22 protein-coding genes and 3 pseudogenes are annotated in these 24967 nt (G+C 34.0%); 2 read left to right on the top strand and 23 right to left on the bottom strand.

Features of this window, described 5'->3' with window-relative positions; all coding sequences use genetic code 11:
- Positions 1–13: 13 nt before the first annotated feature.
- From ACIQ7N_RS18145 to ACIQ7N_RS18175, 7 genes and pseudogenes are all read right to left on the bottom strand, one after another.
- A complete protein-coding gene (locus ACIQ7N_RS18145) occupies positions 14–1051 on the bottom strand; it encodes a hypothetical protein (RefSeq protein ID WP_402934637.1) in 1038 nt (345 codons plus the stop codon).
- A 180-nt stretch (positions 1052–1231) separates the two neighbouring features.
- Positions 1232–1837, bottom strand: coding sequence for a GNAT family N-acetyltransferase (locus tag ACIQ7N_RS18150; protein ID WP_402934640.1), 606 nt, complete (start codon positions 1835–1837; stop codon positions 1232–1234).
- A 33-nt stretch (positions 1838–1870) separates the two neighbouring features.
- The gene (locus tag ACIQ7N_RS18155) at positions 1871–2455 is read right to left on the bottom strand and encodes a TetR/AcrR family transcriptional regulator (protein ID WP_402934643.1); all 585 of its coding nucleotides are present in this window, start codon (positions 2453–2455) and stop codon (positions 1871–1873) included.
- Positions 2456–2772: 317 nt separating this feature from the next.
- Positions 2773–4146 carry an alpha/beta hydrolase family protein gene (locus tag ACIQ7N_RS18160; protein ID WP_402934645.1) on the bottom strand — a complete coding sequence of 458 codons (1374 nt, stop codon included), beginning with the start codon at positions 4144–4146 and terminating at the stop codon, positions 2773–2775.
- A gap of 148 nt (positions 4147–4294) precedes the next feature.
- Complete coding sequence (locus ACIQ7N_RS18165) at positions 4295–5524, bottom strand: aminopeptidase (RefSeq protein WP_402934743.1); 1230 nt, start codon at positions 5522–5524, stop codon at positions 4295–4297.
- A 588-nt stretch (positions 5525–6112) separates the two neighbouring features.
- Positions 6113–6255 (bottom strand): annotated as a pseudogene (locus tag ACIQ7N_RS18170) (aminopeptidase); the annotation flags it as partial.
- 311 nt (positions 6256–6566) lie between these two features.
- Positions 6567–6978 (bottom strand): annotated as a pseudogene (locus ACIQ7N_RS18175) (transposase); the annotation flags it as partial.
- A gap of 105 nt (positions 6979–7083) precedes the next feature.
- Between ACIQ7N_RS18175 and ACIQ7N_RS18180 the strand changes: the two are divergent.
- Positions 7084–7323: a hypothetical protein gene (locus ACIQ7N_RS18180; RefSeq protein WP_402934648.1), complete on the top strand. Its 240-nt coding sequence runs from the start codon at positions 7084–7086 to the stop codon at positions 7321–7323.
- Between the two features lie 275 nt (positions 7324–7598).
- Here the strand turns inward: ACIQ7N_RS18180 and ACIQ7N_RS18185 are convergent.
- From ACIQ7N_RS18185 to ACIQ7N_RS18245, 13 genes and pseudogenes are all read right to left on the bottom strand, one after another.
- Positions 7599–7755, bottom strand: a pseudogene (locus ACIQ7N_RS18185) (SGNH/GDSL hydrolase family protein); the annotation flags it as partial.
- Between the two features lie 31 nt (positions 7756–7786).
- Positions 7787–9016 (bottom strand): aminopeptidase, encoded by a 1230-nt coding sequence (locus ACIQ7N_RS18190; RefSeq protein WP_402934651.1) that lies wholly within the window; start codon positions 9014–9016, stop codon positions 7787–7789.
- 144 nt (positions 9017–9160) lie between these two features.
- Positions 9161–9283, bottom strand: coding sequence for a hypothetical protein (locus tag ACIQ7N_RS18195; protein ID WP_402934654.1), 123 nt, complete (start codon positions 9281–9283; stop codon positions 9161–9163).
- Between the two features lie 693 nt (positions 9284–9976).
- On the bottom strand, positions 9977–10270 hold the full coding sequence (locus ACIQ7N_RS18200; protein ID WP_402934657.1) for a hypothetical protein: 294 nt from the start codon (positions 10268–10270) through the stop codon (positions 9977–9979).
- A gap of 516 nt (positions 10271–10786) precedes the next feature.
- Positions 10787–11947, bottom strand: coding sequence for a cytochrome P450 (locus tag ACIQ7N_RS18205; RefSeq protein ID WP_402934660.1), 1161 nt, complete (start codon positions 11945–11947; stop codon positions 10787–10789).
- A 1688-nt stretch (positions 11948–13635) separates the two neighbouring features.
- Positions 13636–13893 carry a hypothetical protein gene (locus tag ACIQ7N_RS18210; RefSeq protein ID WP_402934663.1) on the bottom strand — a complete coding sequence of 86 codons (258 nt, stop codon included), beginning with the start codon at positions 13891–13893 and terminating at the stop codon, positions 13636–13638.
- Positions 13894–14289: 396 nt separating this feature from the next.
- A complete protein-coding gene (locus ACIQ7N_RS18215) occupies positions 14290–15525 on the bottom strand; it encodes a sensor histidine kinase (RefSeq protein WP_402934746.1) in 1236 nt (411 codons plus the stop codon).
- Positions 15526–15528: 3 nt separating this feature from the next.
- Positions 15529–16227, bottom strand: a complete 699-nt coding sequence (locus ACIQ7N_RS18220) for a response regulator transcription factor (RefSeq protein ID WP_132360948.1) — start codon at positions 16225–16227, stop codon at positions 15529–15531.
- Positions 16228–16315: 88 nt separating this feature from the next.
- Entirely contained in the window at positions 16316–18295 is a 1980-nt protein-coding gene (locus ACIQ7N_RS18225) for an ABC transporter permease (RefSeq protein ID WP_402934666.1), read from the bottom strand.
- Positions 18285–19004 carry an ABC transporter ATP-binding protein gene (locus ACIQ7N_RS18230; protein ID WP_402934669.1) on the bottom strand — a complete coding sequence of 240 codons (720 nt, stop codon included), beginning with the start codon at positions 19002–19004 and terminating at the stop codon, positions 18285–18287. The genes ACIQ7N_RS18225 and ACIQ7N_RS18230 overlap by 11 nt, the downstream gene beginning before the upstream one ends.
- A gap of 26 nt (positions 19005–19030) precedes the next feature.
- Positions 19031–19699, bottom strand: a complete 669-nt coding sequence (locus tag ACIQ7N_RS18235) for a lipoprotein BA_5634 family protein (RefSeq protein ID WP_402934672.1) — start codon at positions 19697–19699, stop codon at positions 19031–19033.
- 590 nt (positions 19700–20289) lie between these two features.
- Positions 20290–20886, bottom strand: a complete 597-nt coding sequence (locus tag ACIQ7N_RS18240; RefSeq protein WP_402934675.1) for a protein kinase — start codon at positions 20884–20886, stop codon at positions 20290–20292.
- A gap of 271 nt (positions 20887–21157) precedes the next feature.
- Entirely contained in the window at positions 21158–21592 is a 435-nt protein-coding gene (locus ACIQ7N_RS18245) for a MarR family winged helix-turn-helix transcriptional regulator (protein ID WP_402934678.1), read from the bottom strand.
- A 129-nt stretch (positions 21593–21721) separates the two neighbouring features.
- On the opposite strand from ACIQ7N_RS18245, the gene ACIQ7N_RS18250 reads away from it, so the two are divergent.
- Positions 21722–22198 carry a GNAT family N-acetyltransferase gene (locus ACIQ7N_RS18250; RefSeq protein ID WP_402934681.1) on the top strand — a complete coding sequence of 159 codons (477 nt, stop codon included), beginning with the start codon at positions 21722–21724 and terminating at the stop codon, positions 22196–22198.
- 231 nt (positions 22199–22429) lie between these two features.
- Here ACIQ7N_RS18250 and ACIQ7N_RS18255 read toward each other — a convergent pair whose 3' ends face one another.
- The 3 genes from ACIQ7N_RS18255 to ACIQ7N_RS18265 all read right to left on the bottom strand — a co-directional run bounded on the left by ACIQ7N_RS18255 (position 22430) and on the right by ACIQ7N_RS18265 (position 24964).
- Positions 22430–22867: a GNAT family N-acetyltransferase gene (locus ACIQ7N_RS18255; protein WP_132360962.1), complete on the bottom strand. Its 438-nt coding sequence runs from the start codon at positions 22865–22867 to the stop codon at positions 22430–22432.
- A 206-nt stretch (positions 22868–23073) separates the two neighbouring features.
- The gene (locus ACIQ7N_RS18260) at positions 23074–23538 is read right to left on the bottom strand and encodes a GNAT family N-acetyltransferase (RefSeq protein WP_402934685.1); all 465 of its coding nucleotides are present in this window, start codon (positions 23536–23538) and stop codon (positions 23074–23076) included.
- 382 nt (positions 23539–23920) lie between these two features.
- On the bottom strand, positions 23921–24964 hold the full coding sequence (locus ACIQ7N_RS18265; RefSeq protein ID WP_402934688.1) for a phosphotransferase family protein: 1044 nt from the start codon (positions 24962–24964) through the stop codon (positions 23921–23923).
- Between the last annotated feature and the right edge of the window lie 3 nt (positions 24965–24967).

Below are 24967 nucleotides of genomic sequence, written 5' to 3' on the forward strand. Positions count from 1 at the left end.
TTCTCAGGTTTTTCTATTCTTTCACTTCTTTTAGGGTCACTTTAATACGAGGATAATAAATACTCGTAACACCTTCAAAAGCGGAATCCGTGCCAATAAATAACCATAGTTCTCCATTCTTGTCCGTTTCAACGATAAATGGGCGTTGTTTATTATTAAAAGGTTTTACCTCATACTTCTCACTATCTATTGTCGTTTTTTGCAAGTCCCCAATAATAAATGCATCTTTACCTTCTACTCCTTGATTCCCTTTATCAATATTCATTAAATAAAATCCTGTTTCATCCATAACTGGGATCGGTTCCGTATTGGTTGCACCAATTTTCACAAACACACTTTTACCAGGAGATCCCCCTACACCTATTTCATCTCTTGCATTTGTGGCTATATCGAAATCAAATATCACACTATATTTTGTATTTGGTTTTAGCCGATCATTTGTATCCAATTTCTTTTTAACAAACATAAATAAATCGTCACTTCCATTATATCCACTTACGTATAGACCTTTCCGTTTATTGTTTAGCTCTTTAGGTAGTGACTTAAGGGAGAATTGGAGCTTATAACGAACTTTATCTTGATGTGGATAGTCAGAAAATTCACCGATCCATCCACTTCTATCCTTGCTAAAAGTTGATTCAACAATGATATCATCATAATTTGTTACTATCTGGTCTACATCAATAAGTGTGACAAACGATGTTTTATTTAACAATATAAGCTGTTCTTTGGTTAAATCTCCAGCAAAACCACTAATAACGGTATCATAAGTATATCTTCTTGAAAATTCGCCAATGTCCTTTTCAAGTTTCGCATAATCTTCTTTGTTGAGTATTTTATTAAAATTAACAATTACTGAGAATACATCCGATGGCGAAGCTTCCTCAATTTTTCGAGTTAGTTCTTCTGATATTTTATATGGGAGAATGTTTACATCTTGTACATTACTGTCTTCTGCTGCTAATGCCGGTTTAGTCATATTTAATCCTGAAACTGATCCGCAAAATACTAACGTTGTCGCCATTATTAATGGAATTTTTTTATTCATCATATATTGACCTCCTAAAATTAGATTCAGTGTAATAGAGAGAATATGATTGGATTTTTTTTAAAAATTTTAATCCGAGAGTATCAAACTCTGCCATAAAGTTACAGAACTCTTTATGATATTGCCCACTTATTTCTTCCCAGTTATTTGAACTGGTAGGATACACTTCTATTGAACCCTGCTTTATAAATTTTTAACCATTTTGTACAACGATAACTTTGGTTTATTGATTTCACCTGTAATTTGGTAGCCTATCCTCTGATACAATTTAATGGCAAGATGATTCTCTTTCTTTACCGTCAGAGAGCATTTGGCAAAGCCTTGCAGGCAGGCTTGTTCTTCGGCAAACTCAAGCAGCCTGGTACCTACTCCCAGTCCCCGGCTTTCGGGCAATAAGGCGATTGTTCCGATGTGAAACTCGTCATCTTCTCCCTCCTTCATGGTGATCATGGAATAAAACATTTTAATATTCAGAACGTTATAAATAACGAGGCCCAGCTTTCGGAATGAAAACAACTGTTTAAACGTTGGCCATGGAAGACGATTTAAAACAGGTATGGGATAGCAAGTAATCATCCCTAAAGTTTTCCCGTCCATTTGAGCTTCATAAGCGTATTGATGACTAAAACGATTGTTCTCCTGCCGCCATAGGGTACGAAATGTTCCTTCAACTTTGTTCTTGTCCTCTGTTCCTGCAAGTGGAAACGCCATGTATTCCAATGCCATTACATTTAGCTTGGCGCCGACCATAGATCGATGATCAGCCTTTACAATAGTGAATTGATTCATTTCCTAGTACTCCTTTTCTTATGTTTTATCAGTTCAATCCCCTCTCGACTCGTCCTTAGCTTTGAAACCATGATAAAACGTATTTAAAAAAAGCTCTGCAGCCGAATTTTTAGGCACATTACCTTCATGTACCTGTTCCCATGTATGGAAAAGCAGGGCATAAAGCGTATTCAAAATCCATTCGCTGCTAACCGTTTGCTGAAGGTAACCTCTTTGTTGTAACAGCTCAATAACGCGTCGTATGGGTTCCCTTACCTTCACTTCGGCTTCACCTAATTCTTTGTTGTTAAATACAGATGCATCATGACCTAAAAAATAGATTTTGTCACCTAAGGGGATTAATGCTTCAATGAGTTTCGGGATATAGTTTTCGCTACTTTCCTCATCCAGAGGAATCTGGTTTACGGTTTCACTTACCAGTTGTATAGCGCGATGGCCCAAGAACAGCATCAATTTCTCTCGGCTTTCGACGTAGCGATGAAGTGTAGCAATCCCAATTCCCGCATATTCCGCAATTTCATTCATCGAAGCAGTAGGATTTTCAACAAGCAATATAGTAGCCGAATCAAGAATTGCATTAAATCTCGCTTCCTTCAACGCTGATAATTCTTTCTTCATCATTAATCTCTCCCTTTTTCTGTATAAAGTCGCCATTTTTTGATAGATAAACATATCATTTGAAATTAGCATAAATCATTTAAAACAAAGTGTCCAGTTGTTGAATGTAGCTTTTCAAAAAGAATTACACTGAAACGGATAGTACTTTGAATGTTCTATATTTAGCATTTCATTATTTAAATGACAATGAAGAAATTAAATCAAGAGAGACAATGATGACATTACTTGCGTTTCTTTAAGCAATTTCTCACGATGAACTCCGTTTGTACTTCATTTAATTGCAGAATATTTTTTAATAAAGTTGGTTCTGCATAAGGTTATCGGTTTACTTTAAAATTCACTTCCGGATATTTGGTCATCAGCCTTTTAAGGGTTGAGCCGTCATCCTTCTGTTTTACATACTGTTCAAAAAATGCCAGGCTGAATTCGTTAATAATGCGATGAACTTCCTTTGGATTTTCACCTGGGCTCTGCAACAGAGGGGAGAACAAATGTAAATCAGTGAAGCTTGTATGATCCGTATGAGGAATGAGCATTGACATACCACCGCCAGCTAACCCACGTTCATATCGCTCCCTCACTTTATAGGGATCTGCTTCATCAGGCTCTTCTGCACTCATGAGCAGAAATGGTTTTCCAATCCCACTTTCAGGTAAAATTTCCCCATACAATGTGCCATCCATATCGATAGCTGCTTTGAGTCGAGAATCTTTTGCAAGTATTTGGGCTGCGGTAGCTCCACCGTAAGAGTGCCCAAACATTCCAATTCGTGAGGTATCGAGCCTTCCTGTAAAGAAGCCGCTCTCATCGTTTTGGTTAAGTTTCTCGATCTGATTAAGCACAAAGGTGACATCTTCTTCCCATAATTTTATGTGGCTATCCCCTTTGTCATCCGTTAAATTAACCGGCTGTACGTAAGCAGTTCGACCATCCGGAAAGACGGTAGCTGCAGCATCAAAGGTATGATCGATACTTAAAACGATATATCCTTGACTAGCCAACTCCTCAACTTGAAACGTGTTTTGATTACGAAAACCATTAAAACCATGAGAGAAAAGTAATATCGGATAATGATTCTCTGAGTCTGAGAGTTGTAAATCCATAAACGAATGAGATTTTACCAAACCCATGTGGCTGAATGCAAATGCAGGAATGGACAATGTTTTTTCCAACCCCTTGGAGAGCTCATTTATGTTACGAATATAAGGTTCTCGATCCCCCTTGCTTTCTTCAGCCGCAGGATACCAAATTTGTACCATCAGTTCGCGTCTATCGGTTGGATTTTTCGAATACGGTTCATTTCTCTGATGATCAACCCAATGAAATAGCTTCGTACCGACCCTATGTGGGCCAGTTGGTTCTTCAAATGAAAATACTGGCATAAGTAAGGGTAGTGCAACTGCTACAGACAAATAAATGCACAATAACAAAGTCTTAACTATGAATATACCCCAGCTTCTAAAGCGCTTTTTCTGCCCAGCTAATAAATAGCATAAAATCAAGATAACTGGGGATACATATGCCGGAATCATTTGCCATCTAAAACCTTCTGCCAATAGCTGAACTGTAACCATTACAACGGCAACCAAAGTAGCTAATTTAGACCACTTTTTCGTTTCTCTGCCTACTAACAGTATCCAACTCAATAGACTAAAATTTACAACTATCAAAACAACTTCCCAGAAATTCATTGGCCTATCTCCTTTGAATGCATTTTACTTCTAATTAAAGAGGTAGTTTTTCAGTCAGAGCAAAAGTAGATGAAACAACTATATAGTTGCACCAATTATGCTTAGTAATCGTTTCATCTGCTCTACTCCCTTTCTTCAAATCAAAAACTTAAAATGCCCAGCTACCTTTACGGAAAATTGGCTCTACAGTTCCATCTGGTAAAATACCGTCGATGTCCATCTCACTGTTGCCAATCATAAAGTCCTCATGTGTTACTGAAATATTGGCACCTAACGCTTCAAGCTGATCGTTTTCTAAATCTCTTCCACCCTCTAAGCAAGTTGGATAAGCTTTACCAATTGCTAAATGGTTCGATGCATTTTCATCAAACAATGTATTAAAATATAAAATCCCCGATGCTGAAATTGGTGATTCATGTGGTACAAGTGCTACCTCACCTAAATAGCAAGAGCCTTCATCCACGTTCATAAGCTCCTGTAATAAATCATGGCCTACCTGTGCTTCGGCTTTAACAATTTTTCCTTCTTCAAACGTTAATTTAAAGTCATCGATAATATTTCCTTGATAAACTAATGGCTTTGTATTGCTTACATAGCCATTTACACCATGTTTCATCGGTAACGTATAAACCTCTTCTGTCGGCATATTTGCCATAAAGATCGTATCATCTGGCGTTTTACCACCTCCAGTAATCCATTTATGCTGTGGTGCTAATGCAATTGTTAAATCAGTACCTGGCGCTGTATAGTGAAGCTTCGCATATTTTTTATTGTTCAGTAGGACCGCACGAGATTCTAAATTTGCTACATGTTCACGCCATTTTTCAACAGCATTACCTTCACCGATACGAACAGCTTTAAAAATAGCCTCCCATAATGCTGGTACTTGATCCTCAACCGTTAAGTTCGGAAACACCTTCGATGCCCACTTTTGTGAAGGAACTGCTATCATCGACCAAGCGATTAAATCCTTCATTACGGCGTCGCGATTGTTTCCCAGAGCAGCTCCTGATACCTTTTGATAGATAGCTAGACGATCGGCTGAAATACCTGTAAATTTATCAGGATCTTCAGCATCTATCATTAATAGTGCTCCTTTACGTTCGATCAGCTCATCATTCATTTTGACGATCCATTCTGGGAAATGATTAAATTCTTCATCTGAGGCATGCTCAAAGTAAGCACGATCCATTTCCGCATCCGAAAAATTAACATGAACACGTCCTGCACCGGCCTTATAAGCCTCTTTCACAACTAAACGGGCGAAATCCAAGGCATCCACAGATGTATTGACTAATAAGTATTGCCCTGGTTGAATATTGACACCGACTTTTACCAAAAGTTCTGCATATGCTTGTAATTTTTCTTTAAACGTCATATTATTTTCCTCGCTTCTGTCCAATTGTTTTTTATCATCCGCTCGCTTGTCTTCATACCATACTTTCTGTATAGGTTTCTCAGAAATTTCTCTTGACCACTTTTCATACGCTTTTTCTTCACGATATGATAAAAAAAAATGGGGTTTTTTATCACTCATATATTTACCTCCTAAACTTTGATTCCGTTAATTAGTTTTTCTTCATCGTTCACTCCTTTCTTTGTATAAAGTAGGAATTTTTGATAGATAAACGTATCATTTGATACAAGAATAAATCATTTTAAATAAATTATCAAGCTATTAAAACTCATTTTTTCAAAAGTTTGGTAAAAACTGTGTAAATCTAGGTTCTGGAGTCAATAATATAAATCCATTTTTACAAGAGATTAATCAAAACGGATTCTTTTCTTTTTGAATGAACATTCTTTTTTATAAAAGTTTGATCAAAATATCTTAACTTTACCTCAGGGACAAATTAGTAGTGCCTTCACCAATTACGAACAGCTTTTCCCATAATCAGCTGCTAAGTTCGAACAACTTCGATGCCCACCTTGGTGAAGAAACTACTACCATCGACCAAGCGATTAAAGCCTTATAAGCCTCTTTCACAACTAAACGTGCGAAATCCAATGCATCCACAGATGTCTTGATTAATAACTCCTTGGTTAAATATTTACACCAATTTTTACCAAAAGTTGTGCATAAGCTTGTAATTTTTCTTATAACGTCATATTATTTACCTCGCATCTGTCCAATTGTTTTTATTAATACCTTAAAGATATATATTTGCTTTGTTTAAATGAATAACTGTTCCCTTACAATTTGAAATATTATCTTACTAAGTTGTAACGATAATAGAATCCACTCAACCTAATTATTTCTCAGCAACTCTTAGATTTCTTCTAAAAACTAAAGCAGCTAATAGATTGTCAATAAAAATCTTTTAAATTAAAAAACACTTCATGCTATACTAAAAAGCGCAACTCAAAAAACCTTCCGAATTCAATTCGGAAGGTTTTTGTTGTATTAAAAAATACTGTAACTACATGGTTTCTTGGAATGGTGTTTTCGTTTTTAAAATCGCATAAATCCATTGTAAAAGCTTATTTGCACAAGCAGTAATAGCTACTTTATATGGCTTTTCTTCCTCACGTTTTAAATCGCAGGAGGCTCGTAATCGCTTATTTCGTGCGATAGTTTCAGGTGTTGTTTTCTTTTTCCGACTATCTCGAATAGAACAACGAACAGCTGTATAAAGCATATGGCAAAGCCCTAGCCGCGTTTGGTAATGTGATTTTTTGTGCCTTTAAAGCGACCTGATTCAAACACACTGGGATCTATTCCTGCAAAGGCTACTAACTTTTTCGGATGATTAAACCGATCAATTTCTCCGATTTCTGAAATAATTGTGGCAGCGATTTTTCACCAATACCGGGAATTGATTGGAGTAATTCATGTTCTTCAAGTCCACAGTATAGCGGTTATCAGTGGTATTTTACTGGCCATTCACTAGGTGGTTACTTAGCTGCTAAAACTTATTTAGATATTTGATCAGTTAATTGGTTAAACAGTACTACATGGAAAATGGTGTATATGATATCCATAGTGACAAAATGGTCTATTTTGGATTTAAAGGAGCTGTACCATCAAGCATTCCAACTTACAAAACAATAAACTATTCTCCAAATGGTAGTATATCAGGAGATTTAGTAGGCTATTACGTTTATTCGTTGACTCATAAAAAAGCAGTTACTGACAATCATGGAATTCCTGCTTTAACACCATATGTAAGTAATTAAAAGTTCATTTTATTCTATTTTAAAAGCAGGTGTACATTTAGTATACTTGCTTTTTATTTTTCAATAAAACAACACAAAGCAGAAAATGATCAAACTTTTTTATAAAAAATTTATACTAATTCATAGAGGAGAATCCATTTTGATCAATCTTTTTTCAAAATAGATTCTTTTTATACATCGTAAAATGCCGGTTTGTGAGGTGTTTTTGATCAAACTTTATTTTAAAGCTACAGTTTCAGATATTGCTTCCTTATTTAGCAAAAAAAGCTCTTCAAATATCTCAATTGACCGATCATCCCCAATCTCATGGCGATTAAATCACTGTAGCCTGTATCAATCTGTAGATATGGTGTTTGACCAGCCGCCAAGGAATCTCCAATTGACAGGTAATTTTCAGTTTTGAGTAAAAGCAGATGAAACACTAAATACCATCGTGAGTATTAATGTACTAATTAAGCTTAGCTTAAAATGCCCAGTTACCTTTACGGAAAATTGGCTCTACAGTTCCATCTGGTAAGATACCGTCAATGTTCATCTCACCGTTGCCAATCATAAAGTCCTCATGTGTTACTGAATTATTTGCACCTAACTCTTCAAGCTGATCGTTTTCTAAATCTCTTCCACCTTCTAAGCAAGTTGGATATGCTTTACCAATTGCTAAATGGTTCGATGCATTTTCATCAAACAATGTTTTAAAATATAAAATCCCCGCTGCTGAAATTGGTGAGTCATGCGGTACAAGTGCTACTTCACCTAAATAGCATGAGCCTTCATCCACACTAATAAGCTGCTGTAATAAATCATGTCCTACCTGTGCTTCAGCTTTTACAATTTTTCCTTCTTCAAATGTCAGTTTAAAGCCATCGATAATATTCCCTTGATAAACCAATGGTTTTGTATTGCTTACATAGCCATTTACACCTTGTTTCATCGGTAACGTATAAACCTCTTCTGTCGGCATATTAGCAATAAAGATTGTATCATCTGGCGTTTTACCACCAACAGTAATCCATTTATGTTGTGGCACTAAGGCAATTGTTAAATCAGTACCTGGCGCTGTATAGTGAAGCTTCGCATATTTTTTATTGTTCAGAAGGAGCGCACGAGATTCTAAATTTGTTACATGTTCACGCCAGTTTTCAACAGCATTGCCTTCACCGATATGAACTGTTTTAAATATAGCATCCCATAATGCCGGTACTTGTTCCTCAGCTGCTAAGCTCGGGAACACCTTCGATGCCCACTTTGGTGAAGGGACGGCTACAATCGACCAAGCGAATAAACTTTTCATGACGGCGTTGCGATAGTTTCTTAGAGCAGCTCCTGAAACCTTTTGATAGGTAGCTAGACGATCTGCTGAAATACCTGTTAATTTATCAGGGTCTGCAGCATCAATCCACAATAGTGCTCCTTTACGTTCGATTACCTCATCACGCATTTTGACTATCCATTCTGGGAAACGATTAAATTCTTCATCTGAGGCATGCTCAAAGTAAGCTAGATCCATTTCATCATCCGAAAAGTTAACATGAACACGTCCTGCCCCAGCCTTATAAGCCTCTTTCACAACTAAACGGGCGAAGTCCAATGCATCAACTGATGTATTGACTAATAAATATTGCCCAGGTTGAATATTTACACCAACCTTTACCGCAAGTTCTGCATATGCTTGTAATTTTTCTTCAAAAGTCATATTATTTACCTCGCTTCTGTCCAATAGTTTTTGAATTGTCCTCCACTGCTTACCTCCATGCCATACTTTTTGCACAGGTTTTCCAGAGATTTTATACGTATTTTCATTACGATATGATAATAACGTTGTGGCTAAAATGTCACCTTAAAAGGCATCTAGCCAATCTAAAAAATTTTTAGTTACCCCAAAATTAACTAATTTATTAAATTCATAGTCTTGTGTTTTTGAGTCATAGTATTCTCTTATCTCTCGGATATCAAAATCCATACTTTCATTCCTTTAATTTTTAAGTTCTTTAGCTGAATCAGCATTTCCCCAATCTCTTGAAGCTTTTTTCTCATACTCAACAATAGCTTACTTCAGCGTCAGGGGGTTCTTTTTTTAGTAGTGCCTTACAATCATGACAACCAAGAATGCGAGGTTCTCTTTTAGTGTACACTCGGTGAAATTTATAAGTCTGTCCATTTAGTTGAGCATTTTTTCCCTCTATGTCCTTTTCATCGAGAACGAGGTTGCTACCTTCATCATAAGTATAATAAATATCACCATAGCCACCTTTACTATAGAACCTTCTTCCTTTTTGATAACAACTATTTTCCGTAATGACAATGCCCGCTTTAAAACGCTAGAAGAAAAATACGTGGAATTTTTCCATCACTTATCCTACTAGTTTATCTGACTGTTGAACAACAGTAGTACTAACTCTGAGGAGTAATCTTTAACCCCTTCAGTTGCTGAATCAGCCGTGTATCTCATTTGAACCAACTATTTGTTAATACGGTCATGAAATATATCGTGATATTATTAAACCTTCCTTAGAAGAGAAAAGTTTAATAATTTCCCAAGACTAATATTTGCTACATAAAAAATCACTATGATCCTATTGAAACATGACGATTTTATTTGATATGATGTACTTTTTTATCTTTGTCTTTTTGCTCCAATGCCACGCTACAGGTATTAGTTGTATTCAATTTCTTTTTGTTTATACCATTTAGCTTGCATATTAAATAGTTCAGTATACTCGCCATTCAGGAGTATCAATTCATCGTGAGTGCCTTGTTCAACAAGCTCCCCTTCTTTCATTACTTGAATTACGTCCGCGTTTATACAACTTCCCAAACGATGTGTAACGAAAATTGAAGTTTTCCCTATTGAGATATCTAAAAATTCTTTAATAATCTTTGCTTCACTAACGGGGTCTAAAGCTGCAGTTGGTTCATCCAGTATAATAATCGGACTATCTTTAAACAACGCCCTACCTAGTGCGATTTTTTGCCATTCCGTTGTTCTAATTCCTTCTCTTCACTTTCGTCCGCTCCATACTTTTAGTATTTTTAAAGAAAGAATGTTTGGAGATACTTCAGTTTCTTTCAAGGGATAAATATTAGTTTACGGATATTTTAAATTATATAAGCGGAGCTAAAGTGAATCTCCATCATCACCTTATGATATTGCAATCAGCAACCCTTATACACGTACATCTGTCTAGTAATAATCAATTTATCTCAGTACACGTACAGAATTTACGATTGAATTAAAGGAGAAAATGGTAGATTTTATTCAAAATGCTAATGCCTAGTATTGTTTGTGAAACCAAGTCCTAAATATTTAAGAATAATAGAATAAACAAAAGCCGATAATCCCTTAACGTACAGAAAATCGGCTTTTTCTTGCGAAAAATTGCTTAGCGTACAAAATTTGCGTTTTGTTGTTGGTACCCCTTCTATCACTACTTTTAATAAATTAACCATTTAGTGTAAAAGAGAATTAATTAAATGAAACAGGTAATACATCTATACAACGTACAGTAGCCGTATTGCGTCGCCTAGGCTCCGATACCAGTTGTAAACGTCTAGGCGATTCGAGTAAACATACTATTAATTGTTGAATTGCTAGTTTACCAAACAAAGTCCCTACACAAGAATGTGGACCCCAACCGAAACCAAGATTTGGTTTTGCAGATCGATTTAGAATAATTCTATCTGGGTCGGGATATACTTCAGGATCTCTATTAGCAGCAGCAAGTAAAGTCAAAACAATTTCACCAGGCTTAATGATAGTATCCCCAATTTTAGTTTCCTTAACTGCAAAACGACTAGTTCCTGTTGCTGGTCCATCATATCTAATTAATTCATCAACCCCAGAGTCTAGTAACTCTTGATTTTTAAATTGATCAAGAATATCTGGTTGTTCTAACAATACAAGTAAAGCATTACCGAAAGATGCATATAATGTACCAAAGCTTGCAGTAAACATTGTGCCTGTAGTGTTACGCACATAATGTTCTGGTATATTAGCTTTCTGACTATTTTTTCTTATATAAGATAGAATTCCAGGCTGTTCTTCTGCTGCCAACCATTCTTCAACAAGTTCGTTGAGTTTTTTTCTTGCTGAAATACCGAGTTCTGCATTCTCTGGTACTAATCCGGAGTCCATCTGATAAGCAATAGCATCAGATATTTCTACAATAGATTCTAAGTCTGGTTCCTCTATGCCTAGCAAAATACACGTTAAACTTAATGAAAGCGGAGCTGAAACTTCTTTCATAAAATCAAATTCTTTATTAGAAGCTTGTTTTTTGTAAATGTCCTCAATTAAATCATGAACTCTACGTCTAATACTTTCAATATCCTGAGAATTAAAAGCTTTTATCATTAGATTACGTAACGGCATATTAGCAGGCGGATCTAAAGTTTGAAGATTATTTTTTATATCAGGAATATCAGCACCAATACGTCGCAAATCCCTAGCAAACAATTCATGATTACGAAGAACTTCTCTACAATCTTCATATCTGGTTAGAACCCAAGATTTCATACCTTCATGCCAAAAAACGGGAGAATTTTCACGAAGTTGATGGTAAATCGGGTATGGGTTATTTAATGTTTCCGAATCCAAAGGATTATACTGTAATTCTGTTTTTGTCATAACGATTCCTCCTACATCTTTTTATGGTAATATCAGTAAATTTTTATAATATAAGTGTAACTTATGCATACAAAAAATGGAAGTATATTTTCTGAATTGATATTATTTTAAGAATTATTTCGTATTTTATCTAAAAATTTGTAAAGATCATTTTCGAAATTATATACTTCTTCAAATTGGGTATTTTTTAATCTAGCACATAAAGGAATAACAGTTGAATTTTTAATTAAAAAATAAATCGTAATCTTTAAAGCTCTAAAAGCATTTATCATATTATCACCTGTTTTAACATTATAAAAAGACAGGGAATACGCCCTGTCTTTTTATAATCATAATTGTTAGCATGTACATCCGTAATAATTAATAAGTTGAATTACGTTTTTCTTTACTAAGTATTAATAATTCCATTGCATATAAATTACCTCCTTTCAATGTATTTTTTAAGCTGCTTAATAAGTTGAATTACATTCTTCCTTACTAAATATTAATAATTCCATTGCATATGAATTACCTCCTTTCAATGTATTTTTTAAGCTACCTTTTCGTTTAATAAGTTGAATTACATTTTTCCTTACTAAGTATTAATAATTCCATTGCATATAAATCACCTCCTTTCAGTGTATTTTTAGGCTGATTTTTTGTTTATTATTTATTAATCCTATATTAAAGATGTGATTTATCACTGTTACTTCATCTTTGGCTATAAATATCACTTAAATTGGAATATTTACACAAAAATTCTTTTTATCTATTGTTTGTTTAAAGGATTGGAAACTAATAAATTTCGAAAAGCTACTATCAAAAAGTTAAAAAGAAGAAATTTACAATCCAACACCCTATTAATTCTTTATTTTCTATAATATTACAATTACACATTTCTTTTGAAATCCCTTCTACTTTTTGGAAGTTTTTTTATTTAGTCTATTATTGTTATAGAGGTTTTAAGACAATTAGATTGTAGTATTGAATAGAAAGACTGAATAAATAAAAAAACTAATTAATCGTTTGCGAATTTAAACGCAGTAAGGGTGATTTCATTATTTGATAAATAATACCAAAACTAATACTGATAGGAATTGAAACAAACACTTGTTCAAATGGAAGAATTAATTATTCGTACAGTAGACAGAAAAGTATTAGGAGGATTGATTAACAAAGAAGAAGAAAAAAAGAATGCATGTGGAGACGGTCGTCAAATGATGTTATCCGACTCTTAGATGGAGACGACCTTTCATACAGCCAATAAATAATATAAAACGCTTAATAATTGAGTGATTTTCATAAATTCGTGATAAAGATGATAATGTTACAGTAAAGATTAAGTACAAATGACCTCTAACGTTGATTTGACGGTCTTTTTTTGGTTATTCAGCTGCTGCAACTATTCCAAAAAATTATTTATTTTCACCGCCACACTTATGTTCAAATTTTAATATAAACTATTTAAACATAACTGAAAAACTGTATTATCAGAAAAGAATTTTTAAAATGGGTTCATTGAAAAATTAATGTTAAATAAACATTTATAGCATAATGAAGTACTCTGTTACTTTAAATTAGATTTCTAAAATTATTAATTATCGATTGTATCAATCTGTAGAATCGTTGCCTATGTACATAAAAAAAAGAGCCTATAATTAGGCTCTTTCATCGTTTTCGGAATTTTCAGTACTACACTTATAAAACTCCTATTCGCTTGTTCCTGACGGTTTTAAAGGCATTTTTTTAACAGATGATACAATTGGAATCTGTACACATAGATCAATTGAATTTGGCAGTTTATATGAACATATCAATAGTTGTCTATCTCCTAACTGAATGGACTGAATTCTACGTCCCTTTTTCAGTTCTTTCACCATCATGTAGTAGTATTTAACCTCTAAGCTGTATGTGAAGCAGTAATGTAAGATATTATCATGTTCTTCATGATATTGGTCGTGGCTCATACTATTTCACTCCTTTAGATAATCGAAATTAGCGTTTGAAACAATCGTAATTCTTAATTACAATATAGACGTTCATTTAGATTTTTATACTTCTATTAATCAATTATTTTCGTTCTCGGTGAAAGTGAAATTCATCGACTACTATCTTCATTCTGTTAGTTGCTACACGAAATATCAACACTTCTATTGATTCCACCACTTCTAGGGATATCAAATTGAAGAGTTCTCGTTTTGTTTTGAACTAATCGCCATATCATATTAAACACACTTATTCGATTTTGATGTGTAATGACTTTCGTTTCTAAGTCTTCCATTCTGAAATTCGGAAGTTTCATAAGTACTACTATCTTTCTCATTCGGCTACAACCTTAAAAACTGATTCAGATATAAAACATTTTAAAATTTTATAAAGGTAATTGTAAACTTTGTATAAGCATTTTTCACACTTTCAACTTTAATCAAAGCTTGATGAGCTTCAATAATCGCTTTTGTTAAAGCCAAGCCAATCCCTGTAGAATCATGTTTTTTAGAATTGCTTGCTTTGTAGAATCGATTAAAGATATGTGGTAAGTCTTCAGCAGCAATCCCTTCTCCAAAATCTTGAATTACGAGCTCTGTATAAATCGGTGTATCCATGACTTGAAGTGTGATTTTCTCACCAGGTTTAGAATGCTCAATCGCATTTTTTAGCAAGTTCATCAAAGCTTCTTGCATCCATAATTTATCGTGGATAACCACTACTTCCTCCGTCCCATCCCAGTCAATTGACAAATCCCTTTCATTGATAATATTTTCCAAACGATTCAAAACTTCATTAATGGTATTCACCAAGTTTAAAGGTTCTTTATCAAATGAAACAGCTTTGGCATCAATTTTCGCTACTTTTAACAAGTTTTGAATTAAGACATTCATTCTGGAAATTTGCATTTCATTATTTTGTAATAATTGAACTTGTTGCTGACGGGGCAAATCTTCCATCAATAACATTTCATTATAGATGGATATAGTTGAAAGTGGCGTTTTTAATTGATGGGATATGTCTTGCAACATTTGTCCTAAAAATTCCTTCTCTACAAGTAAATCCTTCATATTTTTTCTAATTACGTCTTTCATAGAGCGGAATGAAACAGCTAATTTGGCGATTTCTCCTTCTTTATTTTCATTTATTGTAACGGAGTAATCTCCATCAATTATTTTCTTAGCCGTTGAAGTAAGTTGCTTAATTTTATTGAAAATAATCTTGTATTGAATATAGTTTGCCAGAAACAGTATTAACCCGAAACAAATCATTCCCCATAATATTGTTTGATTAAAGCTAGAAATATGGTTATTTAAAAGTGGAAAAAGTTGCGTCTCCAAATCCTCGTATAATCCATACTGCCTAAAGATTTCTCTCCCTTTCTCCTGATATTCACTTGAATTAGAAGAATTACTTGTTAAGACTTTCATAATTTCTGCTTCATTCTCAGGATTTTGTTCTATCAATTTGGCGGATATTTCTCCCCAGGCTGTAATAGAATCTGTTTTTAATTGATTGTAAAATATTTGATGTGAAATTAACTGATAAACGATAAATAGAGAAAATAAAACCACCAGTATGATCAAATAACCTTTCAATTCGGTATTTTTCATCATCTATTCTCGGTTCACATCCTTATCCCAATGATATCCTAATCCTCTTTTAGTAATGATAAACTGAGGATTTTTGGGGTCATCTTCAATTTTTTCTCTTAAACGCATTATGTATACAGATAACGTATTTTCACCAAAAAAAACATCATCTTCTTCTGTTATTTTCAGTAAGATTTCATCTCTTTCTAATAATTTGTGAGCGTTCTTCATAAAAGTTAACAAAAGCTTATATTCTAAGGTTGTTAGTGGAACAATACCCTGATTTTTATAGACCTTTACTTGGTTCATATCCACCTTTATATTTTCAGATATTAAAATCATTGAAACTTCTTCCAATCTAGCTTGTTTACGTAATTGTACTTTTACTCTCGACATAAGTTCTCTAACCCGAAAAGGTTTTGTTATATAATCATCTCCGCCAATATCTAGTCCCATTACCACATTTGCTTCTTCATCCAAAGCTGTTAAGAATATAATAGCTGTTGCATTATTTTGTTTTTTGAAGTGCAAACATAAGTCATAACCATTTCCATCCGGAAGGTTGATATCTAAGATAGCCAAGTCAAAAATATTATCATTAAATTGGCTTTTCGCTTCTTTTACACTAGTAGCTCTAATCACCTCATAATCTTCATTTCTTAATGAAAATTCAATGGCTAGACCTAGAGCCTCATCGTCTTCTACAAGTAATATTTTATTCAAGTATATCTTCTCCTTCCTCTCACTCTATATTAGCAGTTACCATCAAATCAGAATAGCCTGACTATAATAAATAGCCAGGCCTTTGGTATTATTCTTCTCTTATCGTATTTATAATATTATCCTGTCGGATTCTTCTCAGCGGTAGCAGCACAGATAAATAACTGATTACCAAAGCTGCAACAAATGTAATAAAACAAGCAATATAAGGAATCGACCATTCTGCTTTCAAGAAACCGGAAGTAGCATTATACGTAATAATATATGAAAGTATACAACCGAAAAATATACCTTGCAAGCTTCCAGAAAAACCGTAAATCAGTGCTTCATAAGTAATCATTTTTTTCAAATCCTTTTGGGACATACCTATGGATTTTAGTGCAGCCAGTTCTTTTCGCCTAACCATGATGCTAATAGTAATCGTATTGAGGATATTTAAACTACCGATTAAAGAAATAACCACAATAAAAGCATAGACAAGAACTTTGATAATGAGAACGGATTCTTTCTGGATTTTTTTTGCTTCAAAGTTATTGATCACTACAATGGAGTGATTTTTTCCAATAGTGTTCTGGATGTCTTCAACAGTAGCGAGAGATTGATTTGTATCTTTCAATTCAATTTCAAAACTTAAGTCTTGTTCGGAAACCTTAGATACATTTTTAATCAACTTTATTTGTTCTAAAACCTCCAGATTCTCAGAAGAAACATTATTTTCATCATGTAGATTGATTGTAAGATCCGATTCATACGGTTCGTTCACAAGTCTGGATGAAAATGCGATGTCCATTAAAGATGAAAAAGTAATAAACAATACACTGCTTATAATAATTGATAAAACGGTAACGGTATAACGATTTTTATTTCTTTTTACATTTTTCAAGGCCATGCTTAACGGGAATGAAAAAGGTTTTCTTAGCACCTTATTATTTTGATTTTTGATTTTCCCTTTATTTATTGATAATCTACTGCTAATTGCCAACAATGGTGATATTCTACCTGCAAAAAAAGCAGGGTAATAACTGGATACTAATACGGCTATCAGAGTAAGAATCGAACTAATCAATAATATCTGCCAATCAATATTGAACAATGGAACATTTGAACTATCTTCTAATAATATCAAGAAAATGGTTTGGAGAATACCAAGTGCCAATAAGCTACATATAATGCCGATTGGTATGGCTATGATAGCCAACACAGCAGCTTCTTTCATTACAATTTGTCGAATTTGTTTTCGTGTAGCACCGATGCTTCTCAACAAGCCGAACTGCTTCATTCGTTCTACGACACTGATTTGAAAAGCGTTGTAAATAACAATAATTGTCGCAACTACAACAATACTGACAACGATAACTAGGATAATCAGAAGCGATTCATTCGATTCTGGTTTCAAAACTTGAATCAATTCATTATTAATATTAATATTATCTTTTTCAGTAATTGATTTAAGTTCGTCTAAAACCTCGTTGAAGTCTGCCTTTTCGTTAATTTCAATTAATATCCTTCCCTCGCCAATAGCAAACTCACTTTTATATGTTAATAATCGCCCAAGATTTTCTTTTTGTGTAGACCGGCTATAATTTAGTAAACCAACCAGTTGATATTTTTTTCCATCCAGTTCAAAAGAGTCACCGATTTGAAGATCTTTTTTAATATAAGGAATTAACCAGGAATCGATAGCTACTTCATGAGCATTGGTTGGTAATTTTCCATCTAGTAGGCTATAGGTTAAAAAATTGAAGGCTTGATGATCTGCAAAATTCATTTGCACAGAAACCTCTCCAAGTGGAAAGATGTCCCCTTCAGACATTAAACCAAACGATTCAATTTGGGGATTAAATCTGATTTTATTTAATATCTCTTCATCGTAATCTGAAATACCAACATGAAAAGAAACCCCGCTTAACTTTTTGGTGTTCTCAATTTGAGAAAGTTGTGATCCTTTCGCATAGAGACCAATCGTTGAAATTAATGCTACAGAGAGCACGATTCCAACCAACGTCAAAATTGTTCGTTTCATATTCCCTTTTAAATACTTAGTACCTAGTTGCTTATAACTATTGATCAAAATCATTCCCTCCGGTCAGTGACTCTTTCGCAGTCAGTCGTTGGTCAGAAATGATTTTACCATCTTGTATTGTGATAATCCGATCCGAGGCTGATGCTATTGTTAGATCGTGAGTAATCATTACAATGGTTTGATTGTATTTTTTTGCCGTGAATCTTAATAAATCCATAACTTCTTTCGTATTTCGAGTATCCAGATTACCTGTAGGCTCATCAGCAAGTATCAAATGCGGACGATTAATAAGCGCCCTGCCAATTGAAACCCGTTGCTGTTGCCCTCCAGATAGTTCGGAAGGTAAGTGGTCCTTACGTTCTTGAAGCCCCAGGATATTCATAATTTCATTTAAATACTCCTTATCTATAGATTCACTATCCAATAACGTAGGTAAAGCAATATTTTCTTGGACATTTAATACTGGTATCAAATTAAAGAATTGAAAAATGAACCCAACTTTTCGTCTTCTGAATACTGAAAGTTCATTATCTGAATATTTATAAATATCATTATCCCCAATGAATACCTCCCCAGAACTAGGGCGATCCAACCCACCTAAAATATGTAGCAGTGTACTTTTCCCAGAACCTGAAGCACCGACGATTGAGACAAACTCGCCTTGCTGAATAGAAAGATCAATCCCTTTTAATGCATCTACCCTGCTATTGCCTTCTCCATAGCTTTTCACTATATTCTCCATACGTACAACTTCCATATGACTCATCCTTTCATCATTAAAGCTCAATCTTGTATGTCAACAAAATCTACTTTTCGTTTGCTATCTGGATAAACGTTCTCAATTGTTTTGTAAATTTGTTCTACTTCTTCTTTATCTTCTTTATAATCAAATTTATCCTTTAAGTGAATCACTGTCATAACGGAATCTGGGTCAGCTAACTCATCATAAGTTTTGTCATTTAGAATAACAAAATCCATAGCCATATATCCGACCCATATTTGATTCTTAATATAACTTACAGGTATCATTTGTCCATTCAAATCTATCTGGCTATCTACCAAATCATAATCAGATATAGAATAGAATAAATTTTGTGAACTAGGTAATTCTTTAATTTCATTAACAGGTTCTGAAATGAGAGATGCACTTCTTGGTTCTTTTCTTGCTCTAATAATTCCTTTCTTAACTAATTGTTCAGCAGTAGTTTTGTTAATAACCAAATACTCATGTTCTGATTCACCTTTTTTTGTTACGATGAACTTCGCTTTGTAATCATAAGTTTGTTCGGTTTTATTTTTATATTCCTGCTTAACTTTATTGACATCTTGTTCTGTGCCGATAACTACTATTCCATTGGCCGGTTGTGGTGGACCTTGAATAAAACGTTTTACTCCGTATCCTATACCTAAAAAAATAACGATAACTAAAACAAATCCTATAATTTTTTTCATTTTTTTCTCCTTCTTTCCTCGATGTCTAAATTATAGACTAGATATTCTTTATATTTGAATAACTGTTAACTAACTATTTATTCTCTATTCTTACTCATTTGTAAGATTAGCTCCTTTTTCATGTGTTAGGACATGGAAATTTACTTACTACAGGAGGAATTAGGATTGAAAGCGCTTTTGTAGATGTTAACAACTTTCGGAGCTAGAAAGTATTCCTATTATCCAAACATAAAAGGCATAAATATAGTTCACTACCAATCATAAAACATAGAAAAAAAGACTAGCTAGGCTAAATTAGCTTGGCTAGTCTTCTTCTATTATGCAGCTATTGGATTGGCAACACACGCATGTTTACTGTTAATCCTTTTATAATCTACGTCTATTAATTTACAGCTAGCTGTTGCCACTTAACTTAGCTCAATAAGAAAAGCTCCTTTGACTTCGGTAGCTTGATCTTAAACTCTTGCAGCCCCTAGCCATCCATGTCGTGTAAATTAATACACCAACACTACAGAAAATGAAGATGATTACGTTCTTTCATGGGTGTTTAAGTACTATACTTCACAAATTTTCCGACATACTAATTCTCCTTATTCCTTACCACAATCATAACAACGTTTGTCTTTGTCATCGTCTCCGTACATACGTAGTTCCTTTTCTAATCCACAAATAATGCAAAAGTCAAAATGTATTTGTGGAAGTATGCCCACTTCTGCTAATGGGACCCACTCTTTCTCATATAATTTCTTTGTCATACCATAATCGATAAAAACAAGTTTACCATCATTGTTTAAACCATAATTACTACTGTCTATTAAATCAAAGCAGTCGAAGTTTTTATCTAATATTTCTAAAACCTCATCAAACAAATTAGGGATCAAGCGTCGGTTTTCTTCAACTTTCACCTCATATGACTGATTATTCTTTAGTTCTAATGGTTTGTAATATTTTTGTACAGATATGAATTCATCCACATAGTATGTCTGGGCGAATAACCGGTCGAGACCTTTATCAGCCATTGAAGTATAAATTTCTAATTCATTTTTTGATTGTTTATAACCAATTGGATGCAAATGCACTTTTATTACATAATCCAAAACTCTATATACTTTTCTTGTAGAACCTAAGCCAACAAAATTTTCATCTATACAATACTGATTCCAATTTTGAATTATTTGTTTTTGCATTGTTTTCCCTCCCTGCACAACTAAAAACTTTACTGTATATAAATTTTTTTGCCCTTTTAAAGTAACCTACTTCGGTAGTTCAATAAGAAAAGAGCTGCCTATGCAACTCAATGATCTTCAAGTAAAGCCTCCAATAGCCATCTCCACACAATTTAGCTCTTCTCCACAGAAATAAAAGATGATTAAGTTCTTTCCTAGGAGTTTAAGTGGAACAGCGACGCTTATTAAATAATCGCGCCCTTTAACAGAAGACTCGATTTCAAGATAATCTTCAAAGTTTATTATTATCTAATTTTTCTTTTATTAGCATCATTGAATTACGAATTTCATGGATCTCACTATTAGTTAGTCCATTAAATAATTGATTTACTTGTTCATCTGACTGATTGTTAATTTTATCTAGTAGTTCTTCCCCTTTTCTCGTCAAAAATAGGAGATTTTTTCTACTGTCTATTGGTGAGCTTTTTTTCTCTATTAACCCTTCCCTCTCAAATTTACGTAAAATTCTGCTCAAATAGCTTCTATCAATATTAAGTTCTTGCACGAGATTATTTGCAATACACTCAGTTCTCTCACTTATTTCAAATAGTATTCGTGCTTCGGTTAATGAACAATCTGTATCTAGAATTTGGTTATTAAATAAACCAAGTACCTTTGTATAAAAACGATTGAATTGTCTGATATCATAAATAATTTCTTTATCCATACATTCTCCTTTAGTTGACTTAGTCCACATTTAATATTAATATAAATGTGGACTAAGTCAACATTTTAGGGATATATTTTCAAAAATCTGTGGCAATCCTTATTAAGACCTAATTGAAGGAGATCGTATATGATTATTCGAGAAATTAAAAAAGAAGACAATGCAAAAGTAAAAGAAATTATACAAGATTCATTAAAATCACTTGGATTAGCAGTTCCTGGATCAGCTTATTTTGATCCTCAACTTAACGACCTTTACCAATATTATAATAATTTAAAACATGCGAACTATTGGGTAGTAGAATTAGATGGGGAAGTTGTAGGTGGAATTGGTATAGCTCCGTTCAGCGAACAGGAAAAAGTTTGCGAATTACAAAAGCTATACTTAAGTCCAAAAGCACAAGGTTTAGGGCTTTCCAAGAAATTAATGGAAACAGCTTTGTCTTTTGCCCCTAAACATTATGAAAAGTGCTATTTAGAAACAATGCATGAATTAAAAACTGCATGTATTTTATATGAAAAATTTGGATTTACACTTTTACAAGAACCCCTACCAGATTCTGAACACTCTGCTATGGATGCGTGGTATTTAAAAAATTTGAATTAGCCATAAGAAGTCCATTAATTCGATTATAACTAAAAGCTAATATATAGAAAAAAAGTTGATTTCCAAAATGTGGAGTTCGGCTTTTTTGTAACTCTATAAAAGGTTGTACTACACCCCCTCTATAAACATTGATGTATCAACAGTTTCCACCACTTCGTGATGAAGAAAAAGATGGGATCCCTGTGGAATCCCATCTTGAAGTTAAGCACCCGTAGTGAAAAAGCTAGTTGCTTATAACTGCAAACTCATAGTAACTGTCCTAATGCTAAATCCCAATTTTTCATACAGTTTAATTGCTTGATTCCCTGCAAATGCACTTAAACGTATTTCTGAATATCCATCTTGTTTTAGATGGTCAATACCTGCTCTCATTAACATTTTAGAAATCCCATTTCCCCTAAATTCTTCTATAACAAATAGTTCGTAAATAAATCCATTCATCATATCAGTAAATTGGTCTTTGCTAGCGCCTATAAGAATCCAGCCCATTAATTTATCTTTTTTTGTTGCTATTAAATAATAGCTTCCCTTTTCCAAAAGTGGTTTAACAAGCTGGTCAATTTTTTCTTTTGTAGGTTCTACCTCACCTAATGTGCCATCAAAAACAGCTTGTGGAGAAAGAGATAATACCTTTTTTAGTTCAAAATCGTTAGGTTTTCTAATATCCATTATTGAATCAGTCCTTTAATCTCCTTTTAGTCAGTTTAGCATAATATCCCAATAAATCCCCTCTAAAAAGCTATTACCTACTTGAATTCTTCTTGTCCTAAACTCCCTCTATGAACATTGATGTATCAACGTTTTCTACTACTGCTCCGTTAGCGCAAGAAACGATTGCCCTAATTGAACCTTTAATTGAACAAAGAACCTTTAAATTAGCATTCATAAGCCATTCTTAAAAATTCATATGTGCTACCATTTGTATCTTGCATAAATGTATCAATATCTTTAAACCCAGCTTTCCTATATACTTTTATCGCTCTTTGATTAAAAGTTGCCACTGATAATGTAATTTTATCTGGTGTAAATCTTGATTGGACAAAATCAATACCTGCATTTAGAAATTCTAACCCTCTACCATCACCAGTCAAATCTGGTCTCATTCCTAAACCTATATCATAAATTCTAGTAGCTACTTTGTTAACACTGAAGAAACCAATGATTTCATCCTCTTTCAAAACTGCAAACATTGAGGTACCTCTTGTTTCTGGGTTTAAAAATTCAGCTAAATCTTCTTCATCGGCCTCTATATCATAAAAAGAATATCCTCCATCATAGTGCCAATTATGTGCAATATCCTCAGCTTGTTCCTGAGTCATAATCTCAAACTTATAAGTCATAAATATCCCCTCTCGCTTTCATCCCCTTGTTCCACTATTACGGTTTGCTTAATACCCATCATCTCAAATATTCCCATCTTTAATAATGTTGATCTTCAACAATCTGGCCGGTTTGCTTTACAGGTATGGGAAATTTTTTCTCCTTAACAATATATAGGTTCATTACCAAGTAGTCGAATGGGTAAGTATGTAAATAGTATTTTATGTATAACCACGTTGGAACAACCCAAATGAACCCCTTAACGAACGCCTCTAATAATGGAGAGATAATTTCACCGAACGAATATTATATAATTTGACACCTTAATTTCATTGAAAGAAAAAGGTTTTAACAATATGAAATGACGGCTGCTTTACAAACAACCGTCATTTTCACCATAGTTTAGAGTGCCTTGGAAGCCTGATGAATGAGGGCAGCTACCATTTTATCCATTTGTGTAAAACGGTCGTCTTTTGTTTGACCATTCACATATCGATAATAGATTTGCTGACAAATTACAGCTAATTTAAAGTAGGCAAATGTAATATAATAATCGATGGCTGAAACATCACGCCCGCTTTTCTCTGCATATCGATTAATAAATTCTTGACGTGTGTAGAACCCTGGTAAAGTCGTTATTGGCGGTTCTCCAAAAGCATATAGTAGCATTTTTGGGTCATCTGCATGCATCCAATAGCTCATGGCTACACCTAAATCTGCTAATGGATCCCCTACAGTTGTCATCTCCAAATCGAAAAGACCAATCATCTCAGAGTAATCGCTTGTAAACATGGCGTTATTCAGCTTGTAATCATAATGAATAATGGTTGCTTCATGATTAGAAGGTACATGATCCTTTAACCACTTTGTCAATGTCGCTACTTCAGCATGCTCTGCCGTTTTCGCTTTGTCATAGCGCTCAATCCATCCATGTACCTGCCGTTCCATAAACCCTTCTGGCTTTACCATATCCTTAAGCTTCGTTTCCTTATATGGTATTGCATGAAGAGCAACAAGTGAATCAACCATTTTTTCTGATATGAGCCGTCCTAAATCCTCCGTATTTTCTGTTCCAGGTGGAAAATGAGTATCGAGTACGATACCCTTTTTGCGTTCCATTAAAAAGAAATCACTACCGATAATCTCTCGATCTTCAACGTAAACATAAGGTTTTGGTACAGCAGATAAAAATGGATGTAATGCAGATATAATCGTAAACTCTCGTTTCATGTCATGCGCTTTTTTGGCGACTGGGCCATGTGGGGGACGACGAAGAACAACTTCAAATTCGCCTACTTTTAGGCAATAAGTCAAATTTGAATGTCCGGCACTAAACTGTGAAATTTCTAGCTTTCCTTCTGGTAACTCTGGAAATTGACTCTTTAAAAATGAATGTAATTTCACTTCATCAATACGTTCACTTGCCCTTACTTGTATCGTATCCATTGT

The organism is Lysinibacillus sp. NPDC095746 (assembly GCF_044763535.1).
Taxonomy (GTDB): domain Bacteria; phylum Bacillota; class Bacilli; order Bacillales_A; family Planococcaceae; genus Lysinibacillus.